The following is a 24,417-nucleotide window of genomic DNA, read 5'->3' on the forward strand; positions in this document are numbered from 1 at the left end:
CCGAAGCGCATTGCTCTTACGCAATGCGCTTCTTGCATATGTTCCTGTAGGCTTGCGCCGTGGCCTATTCCACCGAACAACTTGCGCTCTATCGCCGCATCTCTCTGCGTGTGGCGCCACTGGCACTGCTGCTGTACCTGGTAGCGTTTCTTGACCGCGTAAACGTGAGCTTTGCCTCACTCACCATGAATCACGATCTTGGCCTGTCGGACGCCACCTATGGGCTTGCCGCGGGCGTCTTCTTCCTGGGCTACATGGTGCTGGCGATCCCCAGCAACTACATGATCGTGAAGGTCGGCGCGCCGCGCTGGGTCGCGGTGTTGATGATTACGTGGGGCGTCGTTGGCTGCGCTACCGCATTCGTTCATGGCGCACCCGAATACATCACGTTGCGCTTCCTGCTCGGTGCAGCGGAATCCGGCTTTCTGCCCGGCATTGTGTATTACCTGACACGATGGCTCCCCGGAAAAGCTCGTGCAGGAATACTTGCGTTGCTGTATCTCGCGATTCCGCTATCCAGTGTGATCGGTTCTCCCATTTCCGCAGCACTCCTGCGTATGAATGGTGTAGGCGGCCTGCATGGATGGCAGTGGTTGTTTTTGCTGGAAGCGATACCAGCCATCGTTCTTGGGTGCGCAGTGCCGTGGCTGCTGGATGCAGGCCCTGATACAGCCACATGGCTCAGCGAAGAAGACAAGCGGATGCTGCAACAGAGCATCGAAGAAGAGGCCTCTGCCACCATCCATGCAACAGGCTCAGGACGCGCACCCGTGGGTCTGCTGGCAATGCTCGCGGCCACTTACTTCATGCTGATGATCGGTCTCTATGAACTCGGCTTCTGGACACCGCGATTGATTGCCAGTCACGGAGTAAGCCTGCGGTGGCTGGGTTGGTTGAACGCACTGCCTTATGCCGTAGGAGCTATTTTTCTGCTGCCGTGGTGTCGCTGGTCTGACCGCATCGCTTCACGCGGTGGTAATCGCCGCTGGATACTCGCAGCATCGTTTCTCTCCGGCTGCGCGGGCTTTCTGCTGACAGCATTCGCGCCATCGCTGCCGATGCTGTTGATTGCCATCTCCATCGCGTCCTTTGGCGTGTACGTCTCCATGCCGGTCTTCTGGGCAGCAGTCAGTCAGCGGATATCGCCCGTTGCTGTGGCGTTTGCGATTGCATTGATCAATTCCATCGGCAACATTGGCGGCTTCATTGGCCCGTATGCCACCGGATGGCTGCTCGACCGCACACACAGCTACGCTGTAGGACTCTCCTGCACAGCAGCAGCATTGCTCATTGGCACCGCACTGGTTTTGCTGGCGTTTCGCAAAGACACAAACGCACCGACGCTTTCATAAATCGCGAACAAACGAAGGAACCCGATGGCTTCTCTGACATTGGAAACAACACAACAGCCGACGAGCACAGAACCTGCAAAGAGCGCGCCGCGGCGAAACATCGCAGTGGACGCCTATCGCGGCTTCGTGATGTTACTCATGATGGGCGAGGTGTTGCGTTTCGGCGCTGTTTCCCGCGCATATCCCGACAGCCGCTTCTGGCACATTCTCGCCTTCAACCAAAGCCACGTGGAATGGGCAGGCATGTCGCTGCACGACACCATTCAACCTGGCTTTACATTCCTCGTCGGTGTCGCACTTCCCTACTCCATTGCCAGCCGCTTACGTCGAGGTGAAGGCTTCCCTCGCATGATGCTGCACACGCTGTGGCGCGCCATTCTGCTCATCGCTCTCGGCATCTTTCTGCGTTCCACCCATAGTGTGATGACGAACTTCACCTTCGAAGACACACTCACGCAGATCGGCCTCGGATATCCGATCGCCTTCCTGCTGGCCTTCGCGCGACCACGATGGCAATGGACGGCACTGGGTGTAATTCTCGTCGGCTATTGGGCAGCATGGGCGCTGTATCCGCTTCCCGGGGCAGACTTCAACTACGCTGCCGTTGGTGTCCCTGTGGACTGGTATCACAACTTCACTGGCTTCCTGGCTCATTGGAATAAGAACAGTAATTTGGGACAGGCCTTCGATGTCTGGTTCCTGAACCTGTTCCCGCGCGAGCATCAGTTTCTTTACAACGGTGGCGGCTATCTCACACTCAGCTTCATTCCAACTCTCGGAACCATGCTGCTCGGCCTTGCCTGCGGACGCTGGATTAAGGCTGCTGAACCGGGGGTTCCCCTCCGCCGTATGTTGCAGGCCGCTGGCATCATGATCGCCGCAGCGCTACTGCTTCACTTCAGCCACATCTGCCCGATCGTAAAACGCATCTGGACACCGGCATGGACGTTGTTCAGTGGAGGCGTCTGCTTCCTTTTCCTCGCCGCGTTCACATGGATCATTGAAGTGAAGCAAATCCGTCGTTGGGCTTTCCCGCTCACGGTAGTTGGCATGAACTCCATCGCGGCTTACCTGATTGCAGAACTGTGGGGCAGGTTCATCGTCAGCAGCTTTCAGATCAACCTTGGCCTTCGGCCCTTCATGATCTTTGGCGCCGGACTTGAGCCACTCATGATGGGGATCGCCGTAATGATTACGTACTGGCTGATTCTCTACTGGATGTTCCAGCGAAAGCTTTTCCTGAGGATCTGATCCGTAGCAATTTGCACAAAACAGAAAGCCCACTCCGAAGAGTGGGCTTTCTTATGTTTCGTGATGTTGAGACTACGCCGGAGAAGGACGACCTTCACCGAAGCCCGGCGAGCGGCCAGATTCCGGCTTGATGACCTTCTGCGTGTCGCCGCCGCCGGGTTCGGCGTAGGCGAGAGCAGACTTCATCGGCGGCAGATCCTTGCCTGCGATGATCAGCTTGATCTCCTCGGCATCCAGCGTCTCACGCTCCAGCAAAAGCTGGCTCATGCGGTGCATGATGTCGTGGTTGCTATCCAGCACGTTATAGGCGTGGCTGTAAGCCTCATCCATGAACCGTTTGACCTCAGCATCAATGGCCTGCGCCGTCGAATCGGAAAAGTCGCGGTGCTGCTGGATCTCGCGACCCAGGAAGATTTCGCCACCTTCCTTCTTGCCGTAGGTCATGGGGCCCATCTTGGACATGCCATACTCGCAGACCATCTTGCGGGCCAGATCAGTCGCACGCTCAATGTCGTTGCCTGCACCTGTGGTCATCTCCTTCAGGAAGATTTCCTCGGCGCAGCGTCCGCCCATCATCATGGCCAGACGAGCCTGCAGGTAGCCCTTGGTGACCGTGTGCTGATCCTCTTCCGGCAGATACACCGTGACACCCAGCGCCATACCGCGCGGAATGATGGTGACCTTGTGAAGCGGATCGCTGTTCTCAGTCAGAGCAGAGACGAGGGTGTGACCGGCTTCGTGGTACGCCGTCACCTTCTTCTCCTGGTCAGAGAGCAGCATGCTCTTGCGTTCAGCACCCATCAGGACCTTGTCCTTGGCGACTTCGAAGTCGAACATGTGGACAGCCTTGCGATTGTGGCGGGCAGCGGTAAGAGCAGCCTCGTTCACCATGTTCGCCAGGTCAGCGCCGCTGAAACCCGGTGTGCCACGGGCGAGGATGTTCAGGTTCACATCGTCGGCCATGGGAACCTTCTTCGCGTGGACCTTGAGGACTTCCTCACGGCCACGGATGTCAGGACGATCCACGATGACGCGGCGGTCGAAACGGCCGGGACGCAGCAGCGCTGGATCCAGAACATCAGGACGGTTCGTCGCAGCGATCAGGATGACGCCTTCGTTCGATTCGAAGCCATCCATCTCAACCAGCAACTGGTTCAACGTCTGTTCGCGCTCATCGTGTCCACCGCCGAGGCCAGCGCCACGGTGACGGCCCACTGCATCGATTTCGTCGATGAAGATAATGCACGGAGCATTCTTCTTGCCCTGCTCAAACAGATCGCGCACACGCGATGCGCCCACGCCGACGAACATCTCCACAAAGTCCGAACCGGAGATGGAGAAGAACGGCACGTTCGCTTCGCCTGCCACGGCACGAGCCAGCAGGGTCTTACCTGTTCCCGGAGGTCCGACGAGCAATACACCCTTGGGGATGCGGCCGCCGAGCTTCTGGAACTTCTGCGCCTCGCGCAGGAACTCAATGATTTCCTTCAGCTCTTCCTTGGCTTCGTCGACGCCAGCCACGTCCTTGAACGTGACCTTCTTCTGCTGCAACGAAAGCAGGCGTGCACGGCTCTTGCCGAAGCTGAGGGCCTTGTTGCCACCCGACTGCATCTGGCGCAGGAAGAACAGGAAGACGCCCAGAATGAGCATCATGGGCAGGAACTGCACCAATGCTGCAAACCAGAACGAGTTCGACTGGTCCTTAATGGTGACGTTGACGCCCTTGTCATGCAGGTTGGTGTACAGGTCCGGATAATTTGCCGGGATTGTCGTGTGGAAGGACTCTTTCGAATCCTTGAACTTGCCGGTGACGTCAGTTCCGTTGACCGTAACTTCAGCGACGCGGCCCTTATCGGCGTAGTCCTGCAACTGCGTAAGGCTGATGGCCGAATCATGACCGCCTGTGGCGCTGTGCATTACGAACTGCCAGACGGAGATGACACAAGCGATCATCAACACCCAGATCAGGACGGTCTTTACAGTGGAATTCAACGTTAGGTTCCCTTCTTTTCGGCCACGGCGCGATGAGTTGTGAAGCTCGTCGCGGCCGGCTCCCTTGCCTGATACGTGGCCCACTTGATTAGACGCATGGGGTAGCGGCAGGGTTCGGATTAGTCCGGCGACGATAACACCGTAATCGCTACGATTCTACTCCCCTGCCGTAACGCACGTGGAAGGAAAGCATAGTTTTTGTGACAACTCCAACAGTGCTTTTACCGCTTTGGGCTGCCCTCGACCGTCCGGACCAGCCGGAGCTCCCGGACCGACCTCTCAGCCCGCACCCCATGAGCCAGTTGGAGCCGGCTGTTCGGCTTTGTGGGAACCGTTGGATCGGGGGGCGTCTCAGGGGGAGCCAGCCCAGCCAGCAGAAGGATGCGCAGAGTCTCGGCAGCCCCTAGACGCACGCCCATTCGCTCCACTGCAGCGCGAATCAAGCGTCGGCGCGTCGGCAGGTCCAGCGTGCGCAGGCGCTCCAATTCGAAGGCCACACCCTGCTCCTCGGGCGAGGTCGCAACGGCGCGCCCACCGCCACGAACTGGCTTTCCAGGCATCGCAAGCTGCTGGAGCAATCGGGCAATCTCCGGTTGCCACCGGGCATGTTCCTCACGGGCCAATTCAGCGGTGGCAGAAAGTGTCGCATCGATGGACGGGTTGAACTCCCGCAGCAAGGGCATCAGGGTCCCTCGGACACGGTTTCGCGTGTACGCAGCGGAGGCATTAGTCGAATCCTCACACCAGGTCTGATTGCGACTTTTCAGAAACGCCAGCACATCCTGCCGAGACGCAGGCAGCAGCGGCCGGATGAGTTTCCCGGACGCCCGCTCCATCACCGGAGAAACCCCGCCCAGCCCTTCCGTCCAGGCACCACGGATCAGCTTCATGATCACAGTTTCGGCCTGATCGTCCTGCGTATGTGCCGTAGCAACAGAGCGGACGGTTCCCTGCTGCATCAACCGATCGAAAAATGCCAAACGCGCATGGCGGGCAGCTTCCTCAATCGTCTCCCCCTGAGTTGCGGCCTGCGCCGGAACATCTGCATGATCCACATGCAGAGGAATATCCAGCCGTGCGCAGAGTTCGCGCAGAAACTTCAGGTCAGCATCTGCCTCAGCATCACGAATGCCATGGTGCAAATGCGCAGCGGAAAGCCCGATACCCAACACAGCCGCTTCTTCCTGTAACGCCAGCAGCAGCGCAGTGGAATCAGCGCCACCGCTCACAGCAACAGCAATACGCTCGCCCATCTTCATCAGCGAACGGTTTATCGGAAGAGAGACTCGAGAGGAAGCAGCCATCCTCTTCATCCTACGGGTAAGCTGCTGAGAGGAGACACACCATGCAGGCCATGCGCGACATTCTGCGAACTTCCCTGGCAAAGTCGCTGAATACCCTCACGCCTCTGGATCGCCTGGGAGCCGCGTGGGCCGTTGCCGCAGGGCATGCCACGGCCAGCCGCACTTCCGTATCTTCGTTCCACGACGGCGTTGCAACTGTCACCGTGCCCGACACAGCATGGCAACGCCAACTTGAAATGATCCACGGACAACTGCGCGGCGACCTGGCCAGCATCAGCCGCATCCCCGTGACCGATATACTTTTTGTGTTGCCTGAAAACGCCGCCGCACCACAGCGCCCGGCAGTACCAAGGCCCGCCAGAAAGAAACGATGACCGAGACATTCGATCCGAACGAAGCGCCCGAAGCCGTGCCGCATCCTGAAACCGCAACCGTCACGCTGGACGATGTGCGCCACGTGGCCGCGCTGGCCAACCTGCAACTGACCGCAGAAGAAGAGCCGCGCATGCAGCGCGACCTGAATGCCATCCTGGAGCACGTAGCCCAGTTGCAGAAGGTGAACACGGATGGCGTAGAGCCCATGGCGCAGGTAGGACAACTGCTGCAAAAGGCTCCTGCGCTGGGCGGCAGTTCGCTGCGCCCGGATGCCGTGAAGCCCTCCGTGGATCGCACCGTGGTGATGGACGAAGCACCGGACACCGATGGCCGCTTCTTCAAGGTGCCCAAGGTGATTGAGCGATAGGAAAGCGAGTTCTCGCTGCCTGCCGTATGCCGATCAAATCAGGTTCCATCGCTGCAACCAACAAGCTAAGAGCGAAAGCGTAAAGGCTACAAGCTACATGAAGACCATCCCAGAGATTCGCGCCGCCATCCTGAACGGCGACACCACAGCCTCCGCCATTGCAGCGGACTACCTCTCGCGCATTCGCACCGGCGACCAGATTGCCGGGCAGGAGATCAACAGCTTCCTTTCGCTGGCAGAAGAGCGTGCGCTGCGCCAGGCCGAACACATTGACGAACTGGTGAAGACTGGTGCGGAACTACCGCCGCTCGCTGGCATTCCCATCGGCATCAAAGATGTCCTCACCATGGTGGGCGCACCCGCAACTGCAAGCTCGGCCATCCTGAAGGACTATCACCCGCCGTACGACGCCACCGCAGTTGCCAGGCTCGACGCAGCAGGCGCACTGCTGCTGGGCAAACTGAACTGCGACGAATTCGCGATGGGCGGCAGCAACGAAAACAGTGCCTATGGCGTTGTGCGCAATCCGCGCGCCCTGGATCGCGTACCCGGTGGATCATCGGGTGGTTCTGCTGCAGCAGTCGCTGCAGATTTCTGCTCCATCTCGCTCGGTACAGATACGGGCGGTTCGGTGCGTCAGCCCGCGGCTTTCTGCGGAGTTGTCGGCCTGCTTCCGACCTATGGACGTATCTCGCGCTACGGACTGATCGCCTTCGCCAGCTCACTGGATCGCGTTGGCCCTATGGCTCATTCCGTGCAGGACATTGCCACAGTACTCGGCGTTCTCGCAGGCCCGGATACGATGGATGCCACTAGCTCGCAGGAACCTCTGAGCGACTACGTTGCGGAATCGAAGAAGCCTGTTGCAGGCATGAGGATTGGTGTTCCCAAGGAATACTTCGCAGAGGGTCTCGATGCAGAGATTCGAGGGGCAGTGGAGAAGGTCATCGAAGACCTGAAGGCGCAGGGCTGCACCATCAAGCAGATCAGCCTGCCGCACACCGAATACGCTGTGCCTACCTACTACGTGTTGGCAACAGCAGAAGCCAGCAGCAATCTCTCGCGTTTTGACGGTGTGCGTTATGGACATCGCACGGAGAACGCAAAGAACCTCGCGTCGCTATACCGCGAGAGCCGTGAAGAAGGCTTCGGTGCAGAGGTAAAGCGCCGTATCCTTCTCGGCACGTACTCGCTTTCGGCGGGCTACTACGATGCGTACTATCGCAAGGCGCAGCAGGTGCGCACACTCATCGCGCAGGACTTCGTCAAGGCCTTCGCCGATGTGGATGCCATCGTCGCCCCCATGACACCCACTCCTGCATGGAAGCTGGGCGAGAAGGCCGACGATCCCATCAGCATGTATCTCGCAGACATCTATACAGTGGCTGCATCGCTCGCTGGCATCTGCGGCATCAGTGTTCCCTGCGGCGAGACGAAGAATGGGTTGCCCATCGGCGTGCAATTACTTGCGGGACACTTCCAGGAAGGCAAACTTCTACGAGTTGCTCAGGCAGTAGAAGATACGCAGAAGAGCCACACATAAAACCACTTACAACCTCATGGACATCCTGCGCTCGCGATTTCCACATCGCGAGCGCAACACTTTTGCAGCACCTGTGTTCTTACCAACGTGCGCAGAGAACACGCGAATCAAGCGTGACGATGACGCGAGAGAGGTGACGTGATGAGCTTGAAGACGACGATTGCAAAAATGATTACGGGCGCGGCCCTTGCTGGTGCGCTGTTATTCGCAGCACCGCATAAGGCAGAGGCGCAGCGCGTCGGTTTCGGCGTAAGCATTGGCACCGGCCCGGTGTATGGCGGGTATTACAGCGGATACTATGGCCCGCGTTACGTTCGCCCTTATCCTTACGCTGGTTATCCCTATTACGGCCCGGCATACTATGGACCGCGTCCTTACTCTTACTATGGACCGCGCCCCTACTACGGTCGTCCCTATGCGCGCCCTTACTATGGCGGTCGCGGCGGCTACTATCGCCGGTAGTTCGCTAGATTAACTATCTCAACTGAAAAAAAGGTTCAGGCCGGTGCGGAGACGCACCGGCCTTGTATATTGCATGAAACTATTTACTGAACACCTACGGCTGCGAAGCCGCACGCTCACTGTGCCCACTGATCTCTGCAGCACGAGCTTCCGCGAACGCCGCCGCACCAATAAGCGCACACTTGTCTTCAAGAATGACGCGCACCGGCATCGTGTGAAGCAACGGAGACAGACGTCCCTTATCCAACAGCGCCTCGCGAAACGGACCGGATTGCAGCGTCTTCAGAATCTTCGGCGGAATACCGCCACCAAGATAGATGCCACCCGCCGCCAGTAGCTTCAGTCCCATGTTCCCGCACTCTGCACCGAGAGACGCGCTGAACATCTCCAGCACCTTCGCGGTCAGTTCGCACGAACCATCCTCGCCCGTGGTGCCGATCACGAAGTTCGGATCTTCGGTCTCCATGCGTTCGCACAGCCACTTCGGCTCTTCCATCTTCTTTGCGTCGCGCAGAAATTCATAGATGTTCTTCAAGCCAAGACCGCTCACTACACGCTCCGTAGAGATCCGCCCTTGCATCCGCTCCAACAGGTATTCCAGCAGTTCAATCTCAAGCGCGTTACGCGGCGCCCAATCCACATGACCACCTTCGGAAGGCAGTGGCATATGCCGCCTTGCCAGAGGGTTCCAGATGAGCAGCGCCTCTCCAAGACCTGTGCCGGGGGAGACAAGCGCACGATGGCCCAACGCAGACTTATCGCCTGCCTCCAACTCAAAAATCTGATCTGGACCAAGCTCCGCAACACCGAAACCATTCGCTTCAAGATCGTTGATCAGGAAGATATGCTCAATGCCCAGCCCCTTGGACAACTCTCGCGCATCCAGTTCCCAGGGCAGGTTGGTCAACTTCAGGTGGCCATCCTTTACCGGGCCAGGACAGCCAAAGCACGCAGCCATGACCTCTTTCTCCACGCCCGGAGCAATTCCCGGGTCGCTAAGAAACTCCTTCACTACATCCTGTAAACCGGCATAACCCGCGGCGGGATATTTCTTATTGCAAACCATCTGCACCTTGCCGCCCGTGAAGCTATACAAAGCAAGATCAACCTTAGTGCCACCTACATCACCTGCAAGAATCATCGTGTCAGCTCCAGAGTTCCTGTCTCCGCATCGCCGTGTTTGCCCGACTTCGGCAGCCGCCTTGCGGCCTCGGCATCCAGCAAGAGTCCAATCTGTCCATTTTCAGGCCGAATGAGTTGCGCGGGAAGTCGATCTGGATCATAACCGCCCAAAAGAACCTCGCGCAGCACCTCTGCCTTAGCCGCTCCCTCAACCAGGAACACCACGCGACGGCCATGATTGATCACCGGCCACGTCAGCGTGATGCGCCAGGAATCCTTCTGCGGCACGTGATTCGCGGCCACCAGCGTTCCCATCGCGTCAATTGCCGAGGTGTTCGGGAAGATCGAAGCGGTATGACCGTCGTCGCCCATACCCAGCAGCACAAGATCAAATGCAGGGGCCTCGGCGCCTTCCAGTCGGAAGCTGTTGCGCAGCGTGGCTTCGTAACGCGAAGCCGCATCCTCAGGATTCAGCTCGCCTTCCATGCGGAAGACGTTCTCTTCTGCCAGCGGCACCTTGCTCAGCAACTGTTCATGCGTCATGCGGTAGTTTGAGTCGGCGTGATCCGCCGGAACGCAGCGCTCATCCACCCAATAGAGACGCAGCTTTTCCCAGTCAATCTGCGAACGGAACGGCTCCTCCGCCAGCAGGGCGAGCATACGCTTGGGTGTGCTGCCTCCACTGATAGCGATACGCGCCACGCCACGCGCTGCGACGCCATCTGCGGCATACTTCGCAAAAACCTCCGCTGCTGCGTGTGCCAGCCGTTGTGGCGTGTCGTAGACAAGATAATCGGCAATCGTTTTTCTTGGCATTTCTTGTTCCTTCTGTTCTTCGGATGCGAGGCTACGCTGCGAGATAGTCTAGGCCTTCATCCTGAGCAAAACAGAATGACGACACGATCGCCTCAAGCTCCGCACAAAGAAAACGGGCGCTGATGAAATCTCATCAGCGCCCGCTCCCGTTCCGTAAGTTAGGACTGCCAAACGCGTCCGTCGCGCTCCAGCAGCTCGTCGGCTTCCTTCGGTCCCCACGAACCAGCATCGTAGTTCGGGAAATCCTTCTTCTGCGCCTTCCATGCCTCGAGGATCGGCGTCATCAGAGCCCATGTGGTCTCCACGCCTTCACGCTCGGCGAACAGGGTTCCATCGCCCAGCATGGCGTCGAGAAGCAGACGCTCATAGCCGTTGGCCGAGGACTTGCCGAAGGCATCGGCATAGGAGAAGTTCATGTTCACCTGTGCAATGTTCGTCGTCGGTCCCGGAATCTTCGCACCGAACTTCAGCTTGATGCCGTCATCCGGCTGGATGCGCAGGGTCAGCACGTTCGGCTCAAGCTGTTCCGCGCCAGCACCAGATCCCTGGAAGATATGCAGCGGAGGACGCTTGAAGGTGATAACCACTTCCGTCACACGCGTCTTCAGGCGCTTGCCTGCGCGAATGTAAAACGGAACGCCAGCCCAGCGCCAGTTGTCGATCTCCAGCTTCATGGCAGCCAGTGTTTCCGTCTGCGATTCGGGGCTCACGCGATCTTCTTCGCGATAACCCTTGACCGCCTGGCCGTCTACGGTGCCCGGGCCGTACTGGCCGCGTGCCGTGTTCTCTACCGGGATGGGGCTGATCGCCTTCCAGACCTTGAGCTTCTCGATACGCACAGGAGCCGACTCAAAGACGTCTGGCGGTTCCATGGCAACGAAACTGAGCACTTCCATTACGTGGTTCTGAAGAACGTCACGCAGTGCGCCGGCTGCCTCGTAGAACGGTCCGCGGCCTTCAATGCCGATAGATTCCGCGGCCGTGATCTGGATGTGGTCGATGTAGTTGCGGTTCCAGATAGGCTCAAAGATTCCATTGCCGAAACGGAAGACGAGGATGTTCTGCACCGTCTCCTTGCCCAGGTAATGATCGATGCGGAAGATCTGGTCTTCCTTGAGCACCTGGTTAATCTCAGAGTTGAGCTTCTTCGCGCTTTCCAGATCGGTACCGAAGGGCTTCTCGATGATGACGCGAACCCAGTGGTCACCGTCTTCACCGGTCATGCCGTGGTTGCCCAGACGGTGCGTAATGTCCGCGAAGAACTCAGGAGCAACTGCAAGGTAGAACAGGCGGTTGCCCTTGGTGCCAAACTGCTTGTCCAGGTCGGCGAGATACGCTTTCAGCTTCTCAAAGCCTTCGTCGTTGTCGAACTCGGTCGCGAAGTACTTCACTCGGTCAATGAACTTGCCGAGCTTCTCTTCCTTTTCATCGACGCCGCCGCCCTTCAGGATGCCGTCCTTCATGTCCGGCGCAAAGGTGGCAGAGAGGTCGCGACGAGCCACGCCGACAACCGCAAAATTTTCAGGCAGAAGATTTGCCTGCTCCAGGTGATAGAGCGCGGGCAGCAGCTTACGCTTCGTCAAGTCGCCCGAAGCGCCAAAAATCACAACGATGCAAGGCTCCGGAATGCTTTCCTTGCACTTGTTCGCTTCCACCTGCTCCGGGGAAACATTGATACCGGTTGTTGCCATGGGTTCAATCCTTCTTCAATTCTTGCTGCGAAAGGCCGCCGCAGTCTTCTTTTGTTGTTTAGAGCGCATGGCGGCCTCGCCGGATTCATGGGAATGCGCTCAAATACTGCTCCAGTAGACGAACTACTCCTTCTTCATGGCGTGACCGCCGAAGGCATTACGCATAACGGACAGCATCTTGTCCGTCAGGTTGTCTGTCTCACGCGAACGAATGCGGCGGATCAGCGACTCCGTGATGATCGGCGCGGAAACGTTCAGGTCGATTGCCTCAAAGACGGTCCAGCGGCCTTCGCCGGAATCCGGAACGAACGGCGCAATGCCCTTCAGTTCGGGGTTCGCCTTCAGAGCCTCTGCAGTCAGGTCCAGCAGCCACGAACGAACGACCGAACCATGCTGCCAGATCTCTGCGATCTGAGCATTGTCCAGGTTCAATTCCTTCTTCGCTTCGAAGATCGCAAAACCTTCTGCGAAAGCCTGCATCATGCCGTACTCAATACCGTTATGCACCATCTTCACGAAGTGGCCTGCGCCGCTCGGTCCAGTGCGTCCCCAGCCCTTATCAGGAGCAGGAGCCAGCGTCTCGAAGATGGGGCGGAGCTTCTCAACCACGTCTTCGTCGCCACCGATCATCATCGAGTAGCCTTCCTTCAGGCCCCACACGCCGCCGGACGTACCTACGTCGACAAACTCAAAGCCTTCTGCCTTCAGCTCGCCGTGACGGCGGATCGACTCTTTGTAGTTCGAGTTGCCGCCATCGATGAAGATGTCGCCCTTCTGCATCAGGGGCTTCAGCTTGGCAATGGTGTCGTCCACGGGCTTGCCGTCCGGAACCATGATCCACACCGCGCGGGGTGCTTGCAGGTTCTTCACCAGGTCTTCGACCGAATCCACACCAACAGAACCAGCAGCGGTCAGCTTCGCAGTGGCTTCCTTGTTGAAGTCAAAACCCACAACCTTGTGGCCACCCTGGCGGAGACGCTCCGCCATGTTGCCGCCCATTTTGCCAAGGCCAATCAGACCAATTTCCATGTTGTACTTCCTCTCAAAATCGGTTGAAGCTGAATCTCTTGAAATAGGGGAAAGAGCCGGATTGCTCCGGCCCTTCCTGTAGTTCTGCGCGAAGTGTTACTTCGCGATGGCTGCCTGTGCAGCCTTGACGATGTTTTCCGGCGTGAATCCGAAGTGCGCCAGCACTTCCGGTCCAGGCGCCGAACCGCCGAAGTGATCCAGTCCGACAACAGAACCGTCGCGGCCTACATACTTCCACCAGCCCTGTGTTGCACCGGCCTCGACTGCCACCTTCGCCACACCGTGCGGGAAGATGCTGTTCTTGTACTCTTCCGTCTGTTCTTCGAACAGGTGGAAGCTGGGCATGGAAACCACGCGAGCCTTGATGCCAGCCTTCTCCAGTTCCGGCAGGGTCTTCAGCACCAGCGAGATCTCCGAACCAGTAGCCACCACGATGACGTCCGGGTTCTCGACATCAACCAGCACATAAGCGCCCTTGCGAACGCCGTCCCACAGTGTGGGGTACTTCGCAACGTCCAGCACCGGCAGGTCCTGACGCGACAGCGCCATGAACGAAGCGGCCTTGCGCTCCACCATCAACTGGTAGCAAACCGCGGTTTCGTTCGCGTCGGCCGGACGGAAGTCCGTCAGCTGCGGAATGGCGCGGAGGCTCATCAGGTGTTCCACCGGCTGGTGCGTCGGACCATCAGCACCCAGCGCGATCGAATCGTGCGTGAATACGAACAGCGAGTGAACGCTCATCAGCGCAGCCATACGCATCGCGTTACGTGCATAGTCGCTGAACACGAAGAAGGTCGATCCGAACGGGATCAGGCCACCGTGTGCCGCCATGCCGTTGACCGCTGCGCACATGCCAAATTCGCGCACGCCGAAGAAGATGTTGCGGCCCTTCGGGTCATCGTGGAACGAAGGCGAGTTATTGAAGATCGTCTTCGTCGACGAGGTAAGGTCAGCTGCGCCGCCGATCAGTTCCGGCAGAGCATCGCCCAGCGCCTGCAGAACTACCTGTCCAGCGGAACGCGTTGCAATGGCCTTCTCTGCGGGGAAAGGCTTGATGTTCTTGTTGTAGTCAACGGGCAGTTCCGGCTTGATGGTGCGCGTAAACTGCGCAGCCAGCTCGGGGTGAGCCGCCTTGTACTTGGCAAACAGTTCGTTCCAGCCTGCCTGCTCCTTCTGTCCCTTGGGAACAGCGGAGCGCCAGTCGTCGAGAGCAGCCTGCGGCTCAGCGAAATCAACATCCGGATCAAATCCGAAGAATTCCTTCGTCTTGCGCGTGGCTTCCTTGCCCAGAGCTTCACCGTGCACGTGCTTGGTGCCAGCCTTCGGCGAACCGTAGCCAATGATGGTGCGGATGCGGATCAGCGACGGCTTCTCCGTCTCCAGCTTTGCAATGTTGATCGCCTGCTGAATCTTCGCAAGGTCATTGCCATCGTCAACGTACTGCACGTGCCAGTGGTACGCGTTGAAGCGCTCATCCACATTCTCCGTATAGCTCAGCTCAGTGGGACCATCGAGCGAGATCAGGTTGTCGTCGTAGAACACGATCAGCTTGCCCAGCTTCAGCGTTCCAGCCAGCGAGGAGGCCTCATGCGAGATGCCTTCCATCAGGCAACCATCACCCACAATGCAGTAGGTGTGGTGATCGACGATGGTCATGCCTGGCTGGTTGTAAATAGCAGCCTGGTGCTTTTCTGCAATCGCCAGACCAACAGCCATGGCGAGCCCCTGACCGAGAGGTCCGGTGGTGACTTCCACGCCCGGAGTGAAGCCATATTCCGGATGTCCAGGAGCCTTCGAATGCCACTGGCGGAACTGCTTCAGGTCATCTAGCGAAAGGTCATAGCCAGACAGGTGCAATGCACCGTACTGCAGCATCGACGCATGGCCGTTCGACAGCACAAAGCGGTCGCGATCAATCCACAACGGGTCCGTTGGGTTGTGCTTCATGTTGCGCGCGTACAGCAGGTACGTCAGCGGCGAAAGCGCAATCGGCGCTCCAGGGTGCCCATTGGCCGCCTTTTCAATCGCATCTACGGCGAGCAGGCGGAGTGTGTCAATTGACAGCTTCTCGAGATCGGTCATTCGTTCCTCTGGGTTGTTGGTCGCCTCTCATGGGCGCCGGATCAACGTTTGCGACAGCACGCCGCATCTTCAGTTATCAAAACGCTTCAGCCCCGTGTAACCGTACATTTACATCAACAGGGCTTAGCCATCAGTGTACAGGCGGTGTGCGAGAACCGTCTCACGCTCCTGACAGATTCACCGAGAAGTTATGGCCCAGCCACCGGTTTTCCAGCGGCCAGAACAGCGTCATGACCAGTGTTCCGCTCGTCCCTGCAGGAACCGGCAGTTCTGCCGCAAATCCCGGATAGCCGACCAGTTTTGCATCGGTATTGTGGGTGTTGGCCCAGTCATCCACCGTCCACACCACGCGAAATCGCGTCGGATCAAGCACCTGCAGCCGCTTTCCGGCCGGTAGTTCGGTGATTGGTCGCGTGATCTGGAAAAACTCTACTTCGCTCCGGAAAGTGCGCTCTTCGCGCCGAACTCCATAGCGTTCCTCTACGACAGAAATGCGGTCAAACACACGCCCATCCACCACTGAACGCAACAGTTTGATGTACTCGGCATGGGCCCACACCAACGGTTGCGCCGAACCTGCGCTTCTCCCGAAGTACAACCCCTGCTCCGGCATGTCCGCGTAGTCCCAAACTTGCTCCGGCAACATGCCACCAAAGGAGCTGAACCGTTCAATCGCCTTCACGTACTGCGCATAATCGCCGGAGCCGGCCAACTCATAATGTGCCCGTTCGCCAGTCAGAATCGGCCATGCTCGCCCCTGACCGTAGTGGATGAACGGCTCGCCATCTTTCTGCTGCCCGTAGCCGTCGTGGTTGTAACGCCGCCAGCATGCGCCATAGGGCGTGTCGATCTTCAACACCTTATCGATCACCTTCAGTGAATCGACAATGAGAGGATCGTCCGCGCGCCGCACGCCATAGCGAACCAGCTCCAGAAAGCCGCCGTCCACAATCTCATTCGCGGCAAAGTTGTAACGTTCGCCGGGCGCACGATTGGCAATGTTGTAGCGGCCTTCGCCAAAGTCAGGGTTGTAGAAACTCTCGCCTGGTTTTGGCGGCTGAATGCGCACATAGTGCCGCTTGATGTCGGGATGCAGCACACCGTCGTTTGTAACGGTCCACTCATCCAGGTGGTCTTCGATCCAGTCTGCGTAACTTTCCAGGAAGTTGGCCAGCTCCGGCGAATGATGTGCACGCGCCACATCCGCCGCGCACACCAGAGCAGAAATAACCGTCGCAAGCGTCGAAGGCGAGTAGCCCGATGCCTCTTCCCACCGCTCTTGCTGCGTGATCGGCGCATAACGCACAAGGAATGCTGCAGCGTGCTCGATAAACGGGAAGACATCAAAGTTTCCCAGTCCATCCAGCTTCCACAAACGCCACGCCAGCATGATGGGAAACGCCACTTCGTCCAACTGAATTCCGGTCCAGTAGGGCGTTCCATCAATCCAGAAATTCTGCGCAAACGATCCATCCGGACGCTGCGTACACGCCAGATACACCAGCGCACGCCGCGCCGTATCAATGCGCCCACATGCGAGCAGAGCCGTGGCCGACTGGATCATGTCGCGCGTCCACACAAGGTGGTATCCACCCAGATCGTCATCGCCCTTCGCATTGCCCCACGGGATGGAGGCCGATGCAATGAATGCACCCGAGTATGTCTTATCTTCGTGCGCGAGGATCGTGTTATGACTGATGCGCATCAGGCGGCCGTTGTCATGTGACGCTGCCGCCAATCGCTCCGGCGAAGCCGCGCGATGCCACTGCTCCACAAACCGCTTGATATGCAGTTCGTAAGGCACGGAAAGGGACTGCATCATGCCTGCCAAAGCTGCGTGGTAACCATCTCCGAAGGCAATCGCAAGTGTGAATTCACGGTTGCGCGCGACATCAATTTCACCTGTTACGGCAATGTTCCCGTCCAGCGCCTGCCCAAACTCCCAATCCATCCGCATATTGCCGGAAAGATCCTGGTAACCGTCGCTTGACCCGACATAACCGCATGAAGTGCGCGTAAAACCGCAGTCCACTCCCATGGCCAGCGACGCGTTGTCTTTCCATGCCAGGATCGAACGCTGCCCCGCCACTTCAATGGATCGTGCACTATTTCCCGCGCCGCCACCGTTCAAGTGCGGAGCTAACAGCGCATAACACTTCAGACGTGAGAGAACGCTCTCTTCGCCTTCGATTTTCACGTGGATCAGTACAACGGGATGATGCGGATCGCAGACGAATTCCTTCGTCACCGTGTAGCGTCCGCCCAGATCACTGGCCACAACGCGTACCGCGAGTGCATCGGGGTCAATGTAATGAAAATCAAACTCGAAATCGCGCTTTTCTTCATGAACAAACGTCTCGCCGTCCGTGAAAATCAGCTCCATGTCGCGCGTCTGCGGGCGATCAATGGTGGGGTAATAAATCTCGTTCAGAATGCCGTGGGAGATGGTGTACCAGACGCGACTGGACGCAGCGTACGCAGTGCACACGGCGTCCTTCTTGCTGGAAGTCCAACGCGCCTCCAGTCCGGGTGCGCCAAAAGCCGGGCCCTGATCGTTCAGCCACCGGTAAGCAGCGGTCAATGCATTCATGCTGTTTCCATTACACCCTACCCGGCGCGGCATGTACACGGCGGGAACCACTCTGAAACAGGAAATATCGACAGTTGCGCCGCTTTCCGCAATCCACAACACAACCGCGCATCCACTGCGAGCACACTGGCATCCAACCTTGGTGCTACGGCAAGATGTGCGTTGTCACAATGAAACCCTTGTGTTTCATAATGGACGCACCAACAAGTTCCCCCAAGACAGAGCAGCACCCAAGGAGAAGAACACCGTGCCTTTCGAACTTCCGCCACTTCCCTACGCGTACAACGGCTTGGAGCCGCACATTGATGAAGCGACCATGAAGCTTCACCACGACAAGCACCACGCCACCTACGTGAACAATCTGAACGGCGCGGTGGAGAAGCACCCCGAACTCGGAACCAAGTCCGTGGACGATCTGTTGAAGGATCTGAACGCCATCCCCGAAGATGTGCGCGGTGTAGTCCGCAACAACGGTGGCGGACACTCCAACCACACCATGTTCTGGGAGATCATGAAGCCCAACGGTGGCGGCGCTCCCACGGGCGCAATCGCTGACCAAATTAAGGCCGACTTCGGCGACTTCGAAGCCTTCAAGAAGACCTTCAACGAAACCACCGCGAAGCAGTTCGGCAGCGGCTGGGGATGGCTCATCTTCAAGGGCGGCAAGCTCACCATTGTGACCACGCCGAACCAGGACAGCCCCATCTCCACCGGCAGCTATCCCATCCTGGGCAACGACGTTTGGGAGCACGCCTACTACCTGAACTACCAGAACCGTCGCCCCGACTACCTGGCTGCATGGTGGAACACCGTGAACTGGGAAGAGGTCAACAAGCGTTTCGAAAAGGCGAAGAACTACTAGTTCGCTTCGTTAACCAATAATGTTTAGGGCCACGAGTGATCGTGGCCCTTCGTTATGCACCGACAAAAGGCGCACAATATTCCCATGCCTCTTCTCAGCGAAGCACAACAGGCATATCTCGCGAACCCGTTCTACAGCGCGCTCACCACAGCCCAAAGCGCTTTCGGAGAGCACGTTGGCGGGGCACTGCGCTATCGCCCAGAGATACTTCCTTTTACTGCAGTCGCAACGCCCGAAACAAAAATCGATCCCGTACGTCTGCGGCGCGACACCGACACCAACTTCATCGGTGTCATCCCACGCATGGCAGCAGAGATGCCGGATGCGATCCACGCCGCCTGCGTGCAAATGGCGTGGCAACCACGAAAACACTTCACAACGCCTGCTTCTCTACCAAACGAATGTGAGCTTGGAGCTGAAGAAGCACATGAGATGGTCGAACTCACGCAGGCAGCCTTTCCCGGCTATTTCCGTGCAGAAACGTATCGCCTTGGTCGCTATATCGGCATTCGTGAGAACGGGAAATTAGTCGCCATGGCGGGACATCGCACACGTATGCCCGGTCTACGCGAAATCAGCGGTGTCTGCACACGCCCCGGCCACACTGGGAAGGGCTATGCGCAACACCTCATCCAGCGTTTGTTAGCCGATGGATCAGGAGATCTCCCTTACCTGCACAGCGTCAGCACCAATGCACGCGCCATTGCAATCTACAAAGCACTCTGCTTCGTTACAACAGGCGAGGTGGACTTCCTCAAACTGTCGCGGCAGCCTTAAAGCGAAGCAAATACTTCACGAGCAGCGGCAATCGTCGCTTCCACCTCTGCTTCGCCATGCTGCAACGACACAAATGCAGCCTCAAACTGCGAGGGCGGCAGCCACACGCCGCGCTCCAACATGCCGCGATGAAACTTGCCAAATCGCTCCGTATCGCTCTTCGCAGCATCCTCAAAGTTCCGCACCGGCCCCTGCTGGAAGAACCATGTAAACATCGAACCTGTTCCCGCAATGCAAAGATCGATGCCAGCCTTCTTCGCCTCACGCGCTACACCATGCGCAACAAGGCTGGTGATCTCGGCAAGCTGGTCATACAGCGCATCACCACCGTCGATTAACTGCCGCAATGTCGCAATGCCAGCCGCCATGGCCAGTGGATTGCCGCTAAGCGTTCCCGCCTGATACACAGGGCCCAACGGTGCAAGCAGATTCATAATCTCCGCACGTCCGCCAAACGCACCCACGGGCAATCCACCGCCAATAATCTTGCCCAGCGTCGTCAAATCCGGCGTAATGCCATAAAGCGACTGCACCCCGCCCAGCGACACGCGAAAACCTGTCATTACCTCGTCAAAGATCAGCAGTGTGCCTTCGCGCGTGCAAATTTCGCGGAGACCTTCCAGAAAATCCGGCTGCGGCAGAATCGTTCCTGCGTTGCCCACCACCGGCTCCAGGATCACGCATGCAATCTCGCCGGGATGCTTCGCGAACACAGCTTCCACCTCAGCCAGATCGTTGTATCGAATGGCGGTGGTGAACTGCGTCGTCTCCATGGGAATGCCGGCGGAACCTGGGATACCGAGCGTTGCCACGCCGCTGCCAGCCTTCACCAGCAGAGCGTCCGAGTGACCGTGATAGCAGCCCTCAAACTTCAGAATCCGGTTGCGATGGGTGAACGCACGCGCCACGCGAATCGCGCTCATCACAGCTTCTGTACCGCTGGAAACAAAGCGTAGCTTCTCGATGGATGGCACACACTGCATCACCATGGCGGCCAGTTCCGCCTCAGCCGCGGTCGACGCACCAAAACTCGTGCCCTTCGTTGCAGCCGCCTGCACCGCAGCCGTCACCGTGGGCTCAGCATGGCCCAGAATCATCGGCCCCCACGAGCCAAAGTAGTCAATGTAGTGGTTACCGTCAGCATCGAACAGATACGCGCCCTCCGCGCGCTCCACAAATGGCGGGTCGCCGCCGACGGAGCGAAAGGCCCGCACGGGCGAGTCCACGCCTCCGGGGATGAGCGCCTCAGCGCGCTGCTGCAGTTCACGGGAGCGGTCGAGCGAACGAAACATACTGATTCTGAGTATAAGTTCTATCTAAAACTATCGGTGAGCGACAAAGATGTTAAGAGTGGCTTCCGCCGGGCACGCATAGCGTGTGTACTTCTCTGTTGCGAGCAGATCAGTTATCTGATCTGTTGTTACACCGTATTGTTGGCTGAGCGAATCCGGAACAAGGATCCAGTCCGGCCTGTTGGCCTGCACATACTGGGAATACTGGCCCCAGGATGGCATGAGATAGGCTGGCGTGATCACTTTGTTCAACTTGAAATACGTGTCAGGAACTACCAATGGATCCAATACCGTCGCACCTGGTGACGGCCGGACAATATCCAGCGAACGCATACAGCGGATCATGGCTAGGTTCGGCCGGGGACGTGGAAATTTGTGCGATCGCATGCATTTGGCAGCCGCGAATGCCAGCATCATAAACACACTACATCCGACTATTTTCCATGGGGCAAGGTGGAGACCCGCCATAGGATTCCAAGCTTCGAGGCCCACGATTAGCAGTGGAGGAAAGATGATTGTGAGGTAATGCATGTTCGGATAAACCACAATATAGGCAGCAAAAATAGGAAGACTACAGAGCGCCAGAAAGACTATAGGAGGCCGGAATGCGCTACCTCGCTGTGTACGCCAAGCCCATGCGAGTGCCCCCAAGAGCACACCAAGTAAAAGAAGCGTGCGTGGATCAATAAGGTTTCTGAACAGATGACGAGCAAAGAGTCGCCTGTTCGCCCGATAGAAATCCATGGCAGTGACCTGATTTTCGCTACCGTTGCTTTGTACATCAATCCCAAAAGCTCGGTAGGCATACAAAGAGGTGTTGGGATCCGCGTCAGGAAGTTCGTGCCGTTGCTGCGCGCGGAGATTGAAATGCTGTACGAATGCAATACCGGATCTGGCACTAGAGGAATGCTTCAGCGGGTAAGACATTGCTGCAGAGAGTGCAAGGGCAACAGCAACTGCCGCTAGCGCCGCCCTCGTTCGTTCGACGAGTGCGAAGACGATGCAGGCGCAAGCACCCGCGAAAACACCGTAAGCAAATTCCGGGCGCGAAAAGGCGACGAGGAAACAAGCCATGCAGGCAATCATCGAAACGGTTGAGAGAGTAAGTTCCCGTTTCAAAGAGAAACCAGCAAATGCAAGCAGTGGAATGCACGCAAAGAGCGATACATAGGGCCATATGGAAAAATATGGCAACGCCAGCAACACAGAAGCAAACAAAACTGAGTATTCCAAGCCGAAGATGACTGGAACCGACGCAGTTGCGATGACGAGAAGTGCCCAGCTCAAAAAGTATCGCACCGTAGGCTCGGGACAGATTGTCTGGAGGGCGTGATACCACATGCTGTACAGCGGTGCGAATGAAAGCTCATTCACAAACATCGCGAGGCGAAAGCGCACTCCTGCCTGGAGATACATTGACTCATCGGCGAAATAGATGTCCTGCCACAATAAGGAAAGCAAAAGATAAAATGCGATAATCCCCAGGATCAGGCTCAACCTGCGACGGTGAGTCATGAGAGTCTCCTTTGAGTGAGCGAAAGAGTGATGCCGAGAGGCAGTGTACTATCCCGAGTCGGCGCAAACGTTGTAGTTTGAGGGCCATTTCGCCTTATTGCAACGAGTCCTCGGCCTGAGAGTTACGCTGCGCAATCTCCGCCTGATATTCTCGAAGTCTCATAGCAACAACCGCAGCCACTTCTCACCTCGACCAAACCACGCAAGGGACCAGAACGTGAACGCAGGCACCAAGAACACCAAAACCGCCGTAAAGACCAAGCCCGTCACCTATGCTGACGCGGGCGTTGACATCTCTGAAGGCGACCGCACCAAGCAACGCATCAAGATGCTGGCGCGCAAGACGTTCAACAAAGGCGTCCTCAGCGAAATCGGCGGCTTCGGCGGCCTCTTCGGCCTCGACGTGGCCAAGTACCCTGACCCCGTTCTGGTCTCCAGTGCGGACGGCGTGGGCACCAAGCTGAAGGTTGCCTTCGAACTCGGTATCCACCACACGGTAGGCTGCGACCTGGTCAACCACTGCGTCAACGACATCGCCGTGCAGGGCGCCACGCCTCTCTTTTTCCTCGATTACCTTGCCACCGGCAAGCTCGAAGGCGGCGTTCTGGAGAAGGTCGTGGAAGGCCTCAGCGAAGCCTGCCGTGCGAACGGTTGTGCGCTTATCGGCGGCGAAACCGCGCAGATGCCCGGCTTCTACTCTGAAGGCGAATACGATCTCGCTGGCTTCATTGTTGGCGTGGTCAATCGCGACCAGATCATCACCGGCGACAAGATTCAGGCGGGCGACGTGCTCTTCGGCTTGCCCTCCAACGGCCTGCACACCAACGGCTATTCCCTCGCCCGCAAGCTGCTCTTTGAAGTGGCAAAGTACGGCGCGGACCAGTACATCAACGAACTGAAGGACAAAACCGGCGCAGCCTTAATGCGCCAGCACCGCAGCTATCTCAGCATCCTGAAGAAGCTCACCTCTGCGGGCGTTGTGACCGGCATGGCGCACATCACCGGCGGCGGCATCACGGAAAACCTGCCACGCATTCTGCCCAAGGGACTTGCGGCGCAGGTCGAACTCAGCTCGTGGGAGGTTCCGCCTCTCTTTCAGCACCTGCAGACACTCGGACAGGTGGATCAGGACGAGATGATGCGCACCTTCAACATGGGCATCGGCATGATCGTGGTTGTCCCTGCGGAAGCTGCGAAGAAGGCGAAGGCCATCCTGAACCGCGCGAACGAACGGTTTCACGTCATCGGTCGCATTGCACGTGGCGAACGCCGCGTGAACTACGTATGAGCGAGGCTCGCAAGGCGCGGCTCGGAGTTCTGCTCAGCGGCCGCGGTTCGAACTTCATTGCCATCGCCGATGCCATCGCCAATGGCTCCCTGACGGGTTGCGAGATTGCCGCGGTGCTCTCGAACATTGCAGACGCACCCGGCCTAGCTGTGGCGCAGCAACGTGGCATTGCTACCGAGGCTTACGTCTCCAAGGGCGTGCCGCGCGCTGAGCATGACGCAAAGATGATCGCCGCTCTGAATACGCACGAGATTGACCTGGTCATCCTCGCCGGTTACATGCGTGTGCTTTCGCCGGAGTTCATCCGTGCCTTTCCGGACCGCATCCTGAACATCCATCCGTCACTGCTGCCGTCCTTCCCCGGACTTCACGCGCAGAAACAGGCGCTGGATTACGGTGCAAAGGTCGCGGGATGCACCGTGCACTTTGTGGACGAGGCCGTCGACCACGGCGTGATCATTCTTCAACGAGTTGTCCCGGTTGAGGACAGCGACGATGAAGCCGCGCTCTCCGCGCGCATTCTCGAACAGGAACATCAGGCCTATCCAGAGGCCATCGCTCGTGTGATCAGCGGGCGATATCAGGCAGACGATAGACGTTACCGGCTGTCGTAAGGCCGGTTCGCTGCATCACAATCTTTGCTGTTCAATTTTTGCCTCGACGGATCCATTTGCTTTGAAGCTTCCGGCCAACGTTCTACCGAGTGA

The 24,417-nt window shown here is 57.9% G+C and carries 20 protein-coding genes; 10 read left to right on the top strand and 10 right to left on the bottom strand.

What is annotated here, in order from left to right; all coding sequences use genetic code 11:
* Positions 1–59 precede the first annotated feature (59 nt).
* Together M504_RS15770 and M504_RS15775 are read left to right on the top strand one after the other, a co-directional pair.
* Complete coding sequence (locus M504_RS15770) at positions 60–1,352, top strand: MFS transporter (protein ID WP_047495591.1); 1,293 nt, start codon at positions 60–62, stop codon at positions 1,350–1,352.
* A gap of 24 nt (positions 1,353–1,376) precedes the next feature.
* On the top strand, positions 1,377–2,603 hold the full coding sequence (locus M504_RS15775) for an acyltransferase family protein (RefSeq protein WP_232296322.1): 1,227 nt from the start codon (positions 1,377–1,379) through the stop codon (positions 2,601–2,603).
* Between the two features lie 72 nt (positions 2,604–2,675).
* Here the strand turns inward: M504_RS15775 and ftsH are convergent, their stop codons facing one another.
* The gene (ftsH, locus tag M504_RS15780) at positions 2,676–4,595 is read right to left on the bottom strand and encodes an ATP-dependent zinc metalloprotease FtsH (RefSeq protein ID WP_047495594.1); all 1,920 of its coding nucleotides are present in this window, start codon (positions 4,593–4,595) and stop codon (positions 2,676–2,678) included.
* Between the two features lie 221 nt (positions 4,596–4,816).
* Positions 4,817–5,899, bottom strand: coding sequence for a tRNA lysidine(34) synthetase TilS (tilS, locus tag M504_RS15785; protein ID WP_232296323.1), 1,083 nt, complete (start codon positions 5,897–5,899; stop codon positions 4,817–4,819).
* A 41-nt stretch (positions 5,900–5,940) separates the two neighbouring features.
* Between tilS and M504_RS15790 the strand changes: the two genes are divergently transcribed.
* The 4 genes from M504_RS15790 to M504_RS15805 all read left to right on the top strand — a co-directional run bounded on the left by M504_RS15790 (position 5,941) and on the right by M504_RS15805 (position 8,646).
* A complete protein-coding gene (locus M504_RS15790; protein WP_047495599.1) occupies positions 5,941–6,273 on the top strand; it encodes a DciA family protein in 333 nt (110 codons plus the stop codon).
* Positions 6,270–6,641 (top strand): Asp-tRNA(Asn)/Glu-tRNA(Gln) amidotransferase subunit GatC, encoded by a 372-nt coding sequence (gatC, locus tag M504_RS15795; protein ID WP_052200914.1) that lies wholly within the window; start codon positions 6,270–6,272, stop codon positions 6,639–6,641. Before M504_RS15790 ends, gatC begins: the two co-directional genes overlap by 4 nt.
* Before the next feature lie 97 nt (positions 6,642–6,738).
* Positions 6,739–8,184 carry an Asp-tRNA(Asn)/Glu-tRNA(Gln) amidotransferase subunit GatA gene (gene gatA / locus M504_RS15800; RefSeq protein ID WP_047495602.1) on the top strand — a complete coding sequence of 482 codons (1,446 nt, stop codon included), beginning with the start codon at positions 6,739–6,741 and terminating at the stop codon, positions 8,182–8,184.
* 141 nt (positions 8,185–8,325) lie between these two features.
* The gene (locus M504_RS15805) at positions 8,326–8,646 is read left to right on the top strand and encodes a hypothetical protein (RefSeq protein ID WP_052200915.1); all 321 of its coding nucleotides are present in this window, start codon (positions 8,326–8,328) and stop codon (positions 8,644–8,646) included.
* A 94-nt stretch (positions 8,647–8,740) separates the two neighbouring features.
* Here the strand turns inward: M504_RS15805 and glk are convergent, their stop codons facing one another.
* The 6 genes from glk to M504_RS15835 form a co-directional block, all read right to left on the bottom strand.
* Positions 8,741–9,787, bottom strand: coding sequence for a glucokinase (gene glk, locus M504_RS15810; protein ID WP_047495605.1), 1,047 nt, complete (start codon positions 9,785–9,787; stop codon positions 8,741–8,743).
* A complete protein-coding gene (gene pgl, locus M504_RS15815; RefSeq protein WP_047495608.1) occupies positions 9,784–10,584 on the bottom strand; it encodes a 6-phosphogluconolactonase in 801 nt (266 codons plus the stop codon). The genes glk and pgl overlap by 4 nt, the downstream gene beginning before the upstream one ends.
* 158 nt (positions 10,585–10,742) lie before the next feature.
* Entirely contained in the window at positions 10,743–12,275 is a 1,533-nt protein-coding gene (gene zwf, locus M504_RS15820) for a glucose-6-phosphate dehydrogenase (protein ID WP_084214467.1), read from the bottom strand.
* 123 nt (positions 12,276–12,398) lie between these two features.
* Entirely contained in the window at positions 12,399–13,304 is a 906-nt protein-coding gene (gene gnd, locus M504_RS15825) for a phosphogluconate dehydrogenase (NAD(+)-dependent, decarboxylating) (RefSeq protein WP_047495610.1), read from the bottom strand.
* A 96-nt stretch (positions 13,305–13,400) separates the two neighbouring features.
* Positions 13,401–15,386 (bottom strand): transketolase, encoded by a 1,986-nt coding sequence (gene tkt, locus M504_RS15830; protein ID WP_047495612.1) that lies wholly within the window; start codon positions 15,384–15,386, stop codon positions 13,401–13,403.
* A gap of 160 nt (positions 15,387–15,546) precedes the next feature.
* Positions 15,547–17,976 (bottom strand): glycoside hydrolase family 15 protein, encoded by a 2,430-nt coding sequence (locus tag M504_RS15835; protein ID WP_047495615.1) that lies wholly within the window; start codon positions 17,974–17,976, stop codon positions 15,547–15,549.
* Positions 17,977–18,223: 247 nt separating this feature from the next.
* Between M504_RS15835 and M504_RS15840 the strand changes: the two genes are divergently transcribed.
* Together M504_RS15840 and M504_RS15845 are read left to right on the top strand one after the other, a co-directional pair.
* Positions 18,224–18,838 (top strand): superoxide dismutase, encoded by a 615-nt coding sequence (locus tag M504_RS15840; RefSeq protein ID WP_047496672.1) that lies wholly within the window; start codon positions 18,224–18,226, stop codon positions 18,836–18,838.
* An 84-nt stretch (positions 18,839–18,922) separates the two neighbouring features.
* The gene (locus M504_RS15845) at positions 18,923–19,615 is read left to right on the top strand and encodes a GNAT family N-acetyltransferase (RefSeq protein ID WP_052200916.1); all 693 of its coding nucleotides are present in this window, start codon (positions 18,923–18,925) and stop codon (positions 19,613–19,615) included.
* Here M504_RS15845 and hemL read toward each other — a convergent pair.
* Together hemL and M504_RS15855 are read right to left on the bottom strand one after the other, a co-directional pair.
* Positions 19,612–20,907 (bottom strand): glutamate-1-semialdehyde 2,1-aminomutase, encoded by a 1,296-nt coding sequence (hemL, locus tag M504_RS15850; RefSeq protein ID WP_047495619.1) that lies wholly within the window; start codon positions 20,905–20,907, stop codon positions 19,612–19,614. The genes M504_RS15845 and hemL overlap by 4 nt on opposite strands.
* Positions 20,908–20,937: 30 nt before the next feature.
* Entirely contained in the window at positions 20,938–22,422 is a 1,485-nt protein-coding gene (locus M504_RS15855) for a hypothetical protein (protein WP_047495621.1), read from the bottom strand.
* Positions 22,423–22,639: 217 nt separating this feature from the next.
* Between M504_RS15855 and purM the strand changes: the two genes are divergently transcribed.
* Positions 22,640–23,710: a phosphoribosylformylglycinamidine cyclo-ligase gene (purM, locus tag M504_RS15860; RefSeq protein ID WP_047495624.1), complete on the top strand. Its 1,071-nt coding sequence runs from the start codon at positions 22,640–22,642 to the stop codon at positions 23,708–23,710.
* Positions 23,707–24,324 (top strand): phosphoribosylglycinamide formyltransferase, encoded by a 618-nt coding sequence (gene purN, locus M504_RS15865; RefSeq protein WP_047495627.1) that lies wholly within the window; start codon positions 23,707–23,709, stop codon positions 24,322–24,324. Before purM ends, purN begins: the two co-directional genes overlap by 4 nt.
* Positions 24,325–24,417 lie beyond the last annotated feature (93 nt).

This window comes from Terriglobus sp. TAA 43 (genome assembly GCF_000800015.1).
GTDB lineage: Bacteria > Acidobacteriota > Terriglobia > Terriglobales > Acidobacteriaceae > Terriglobus.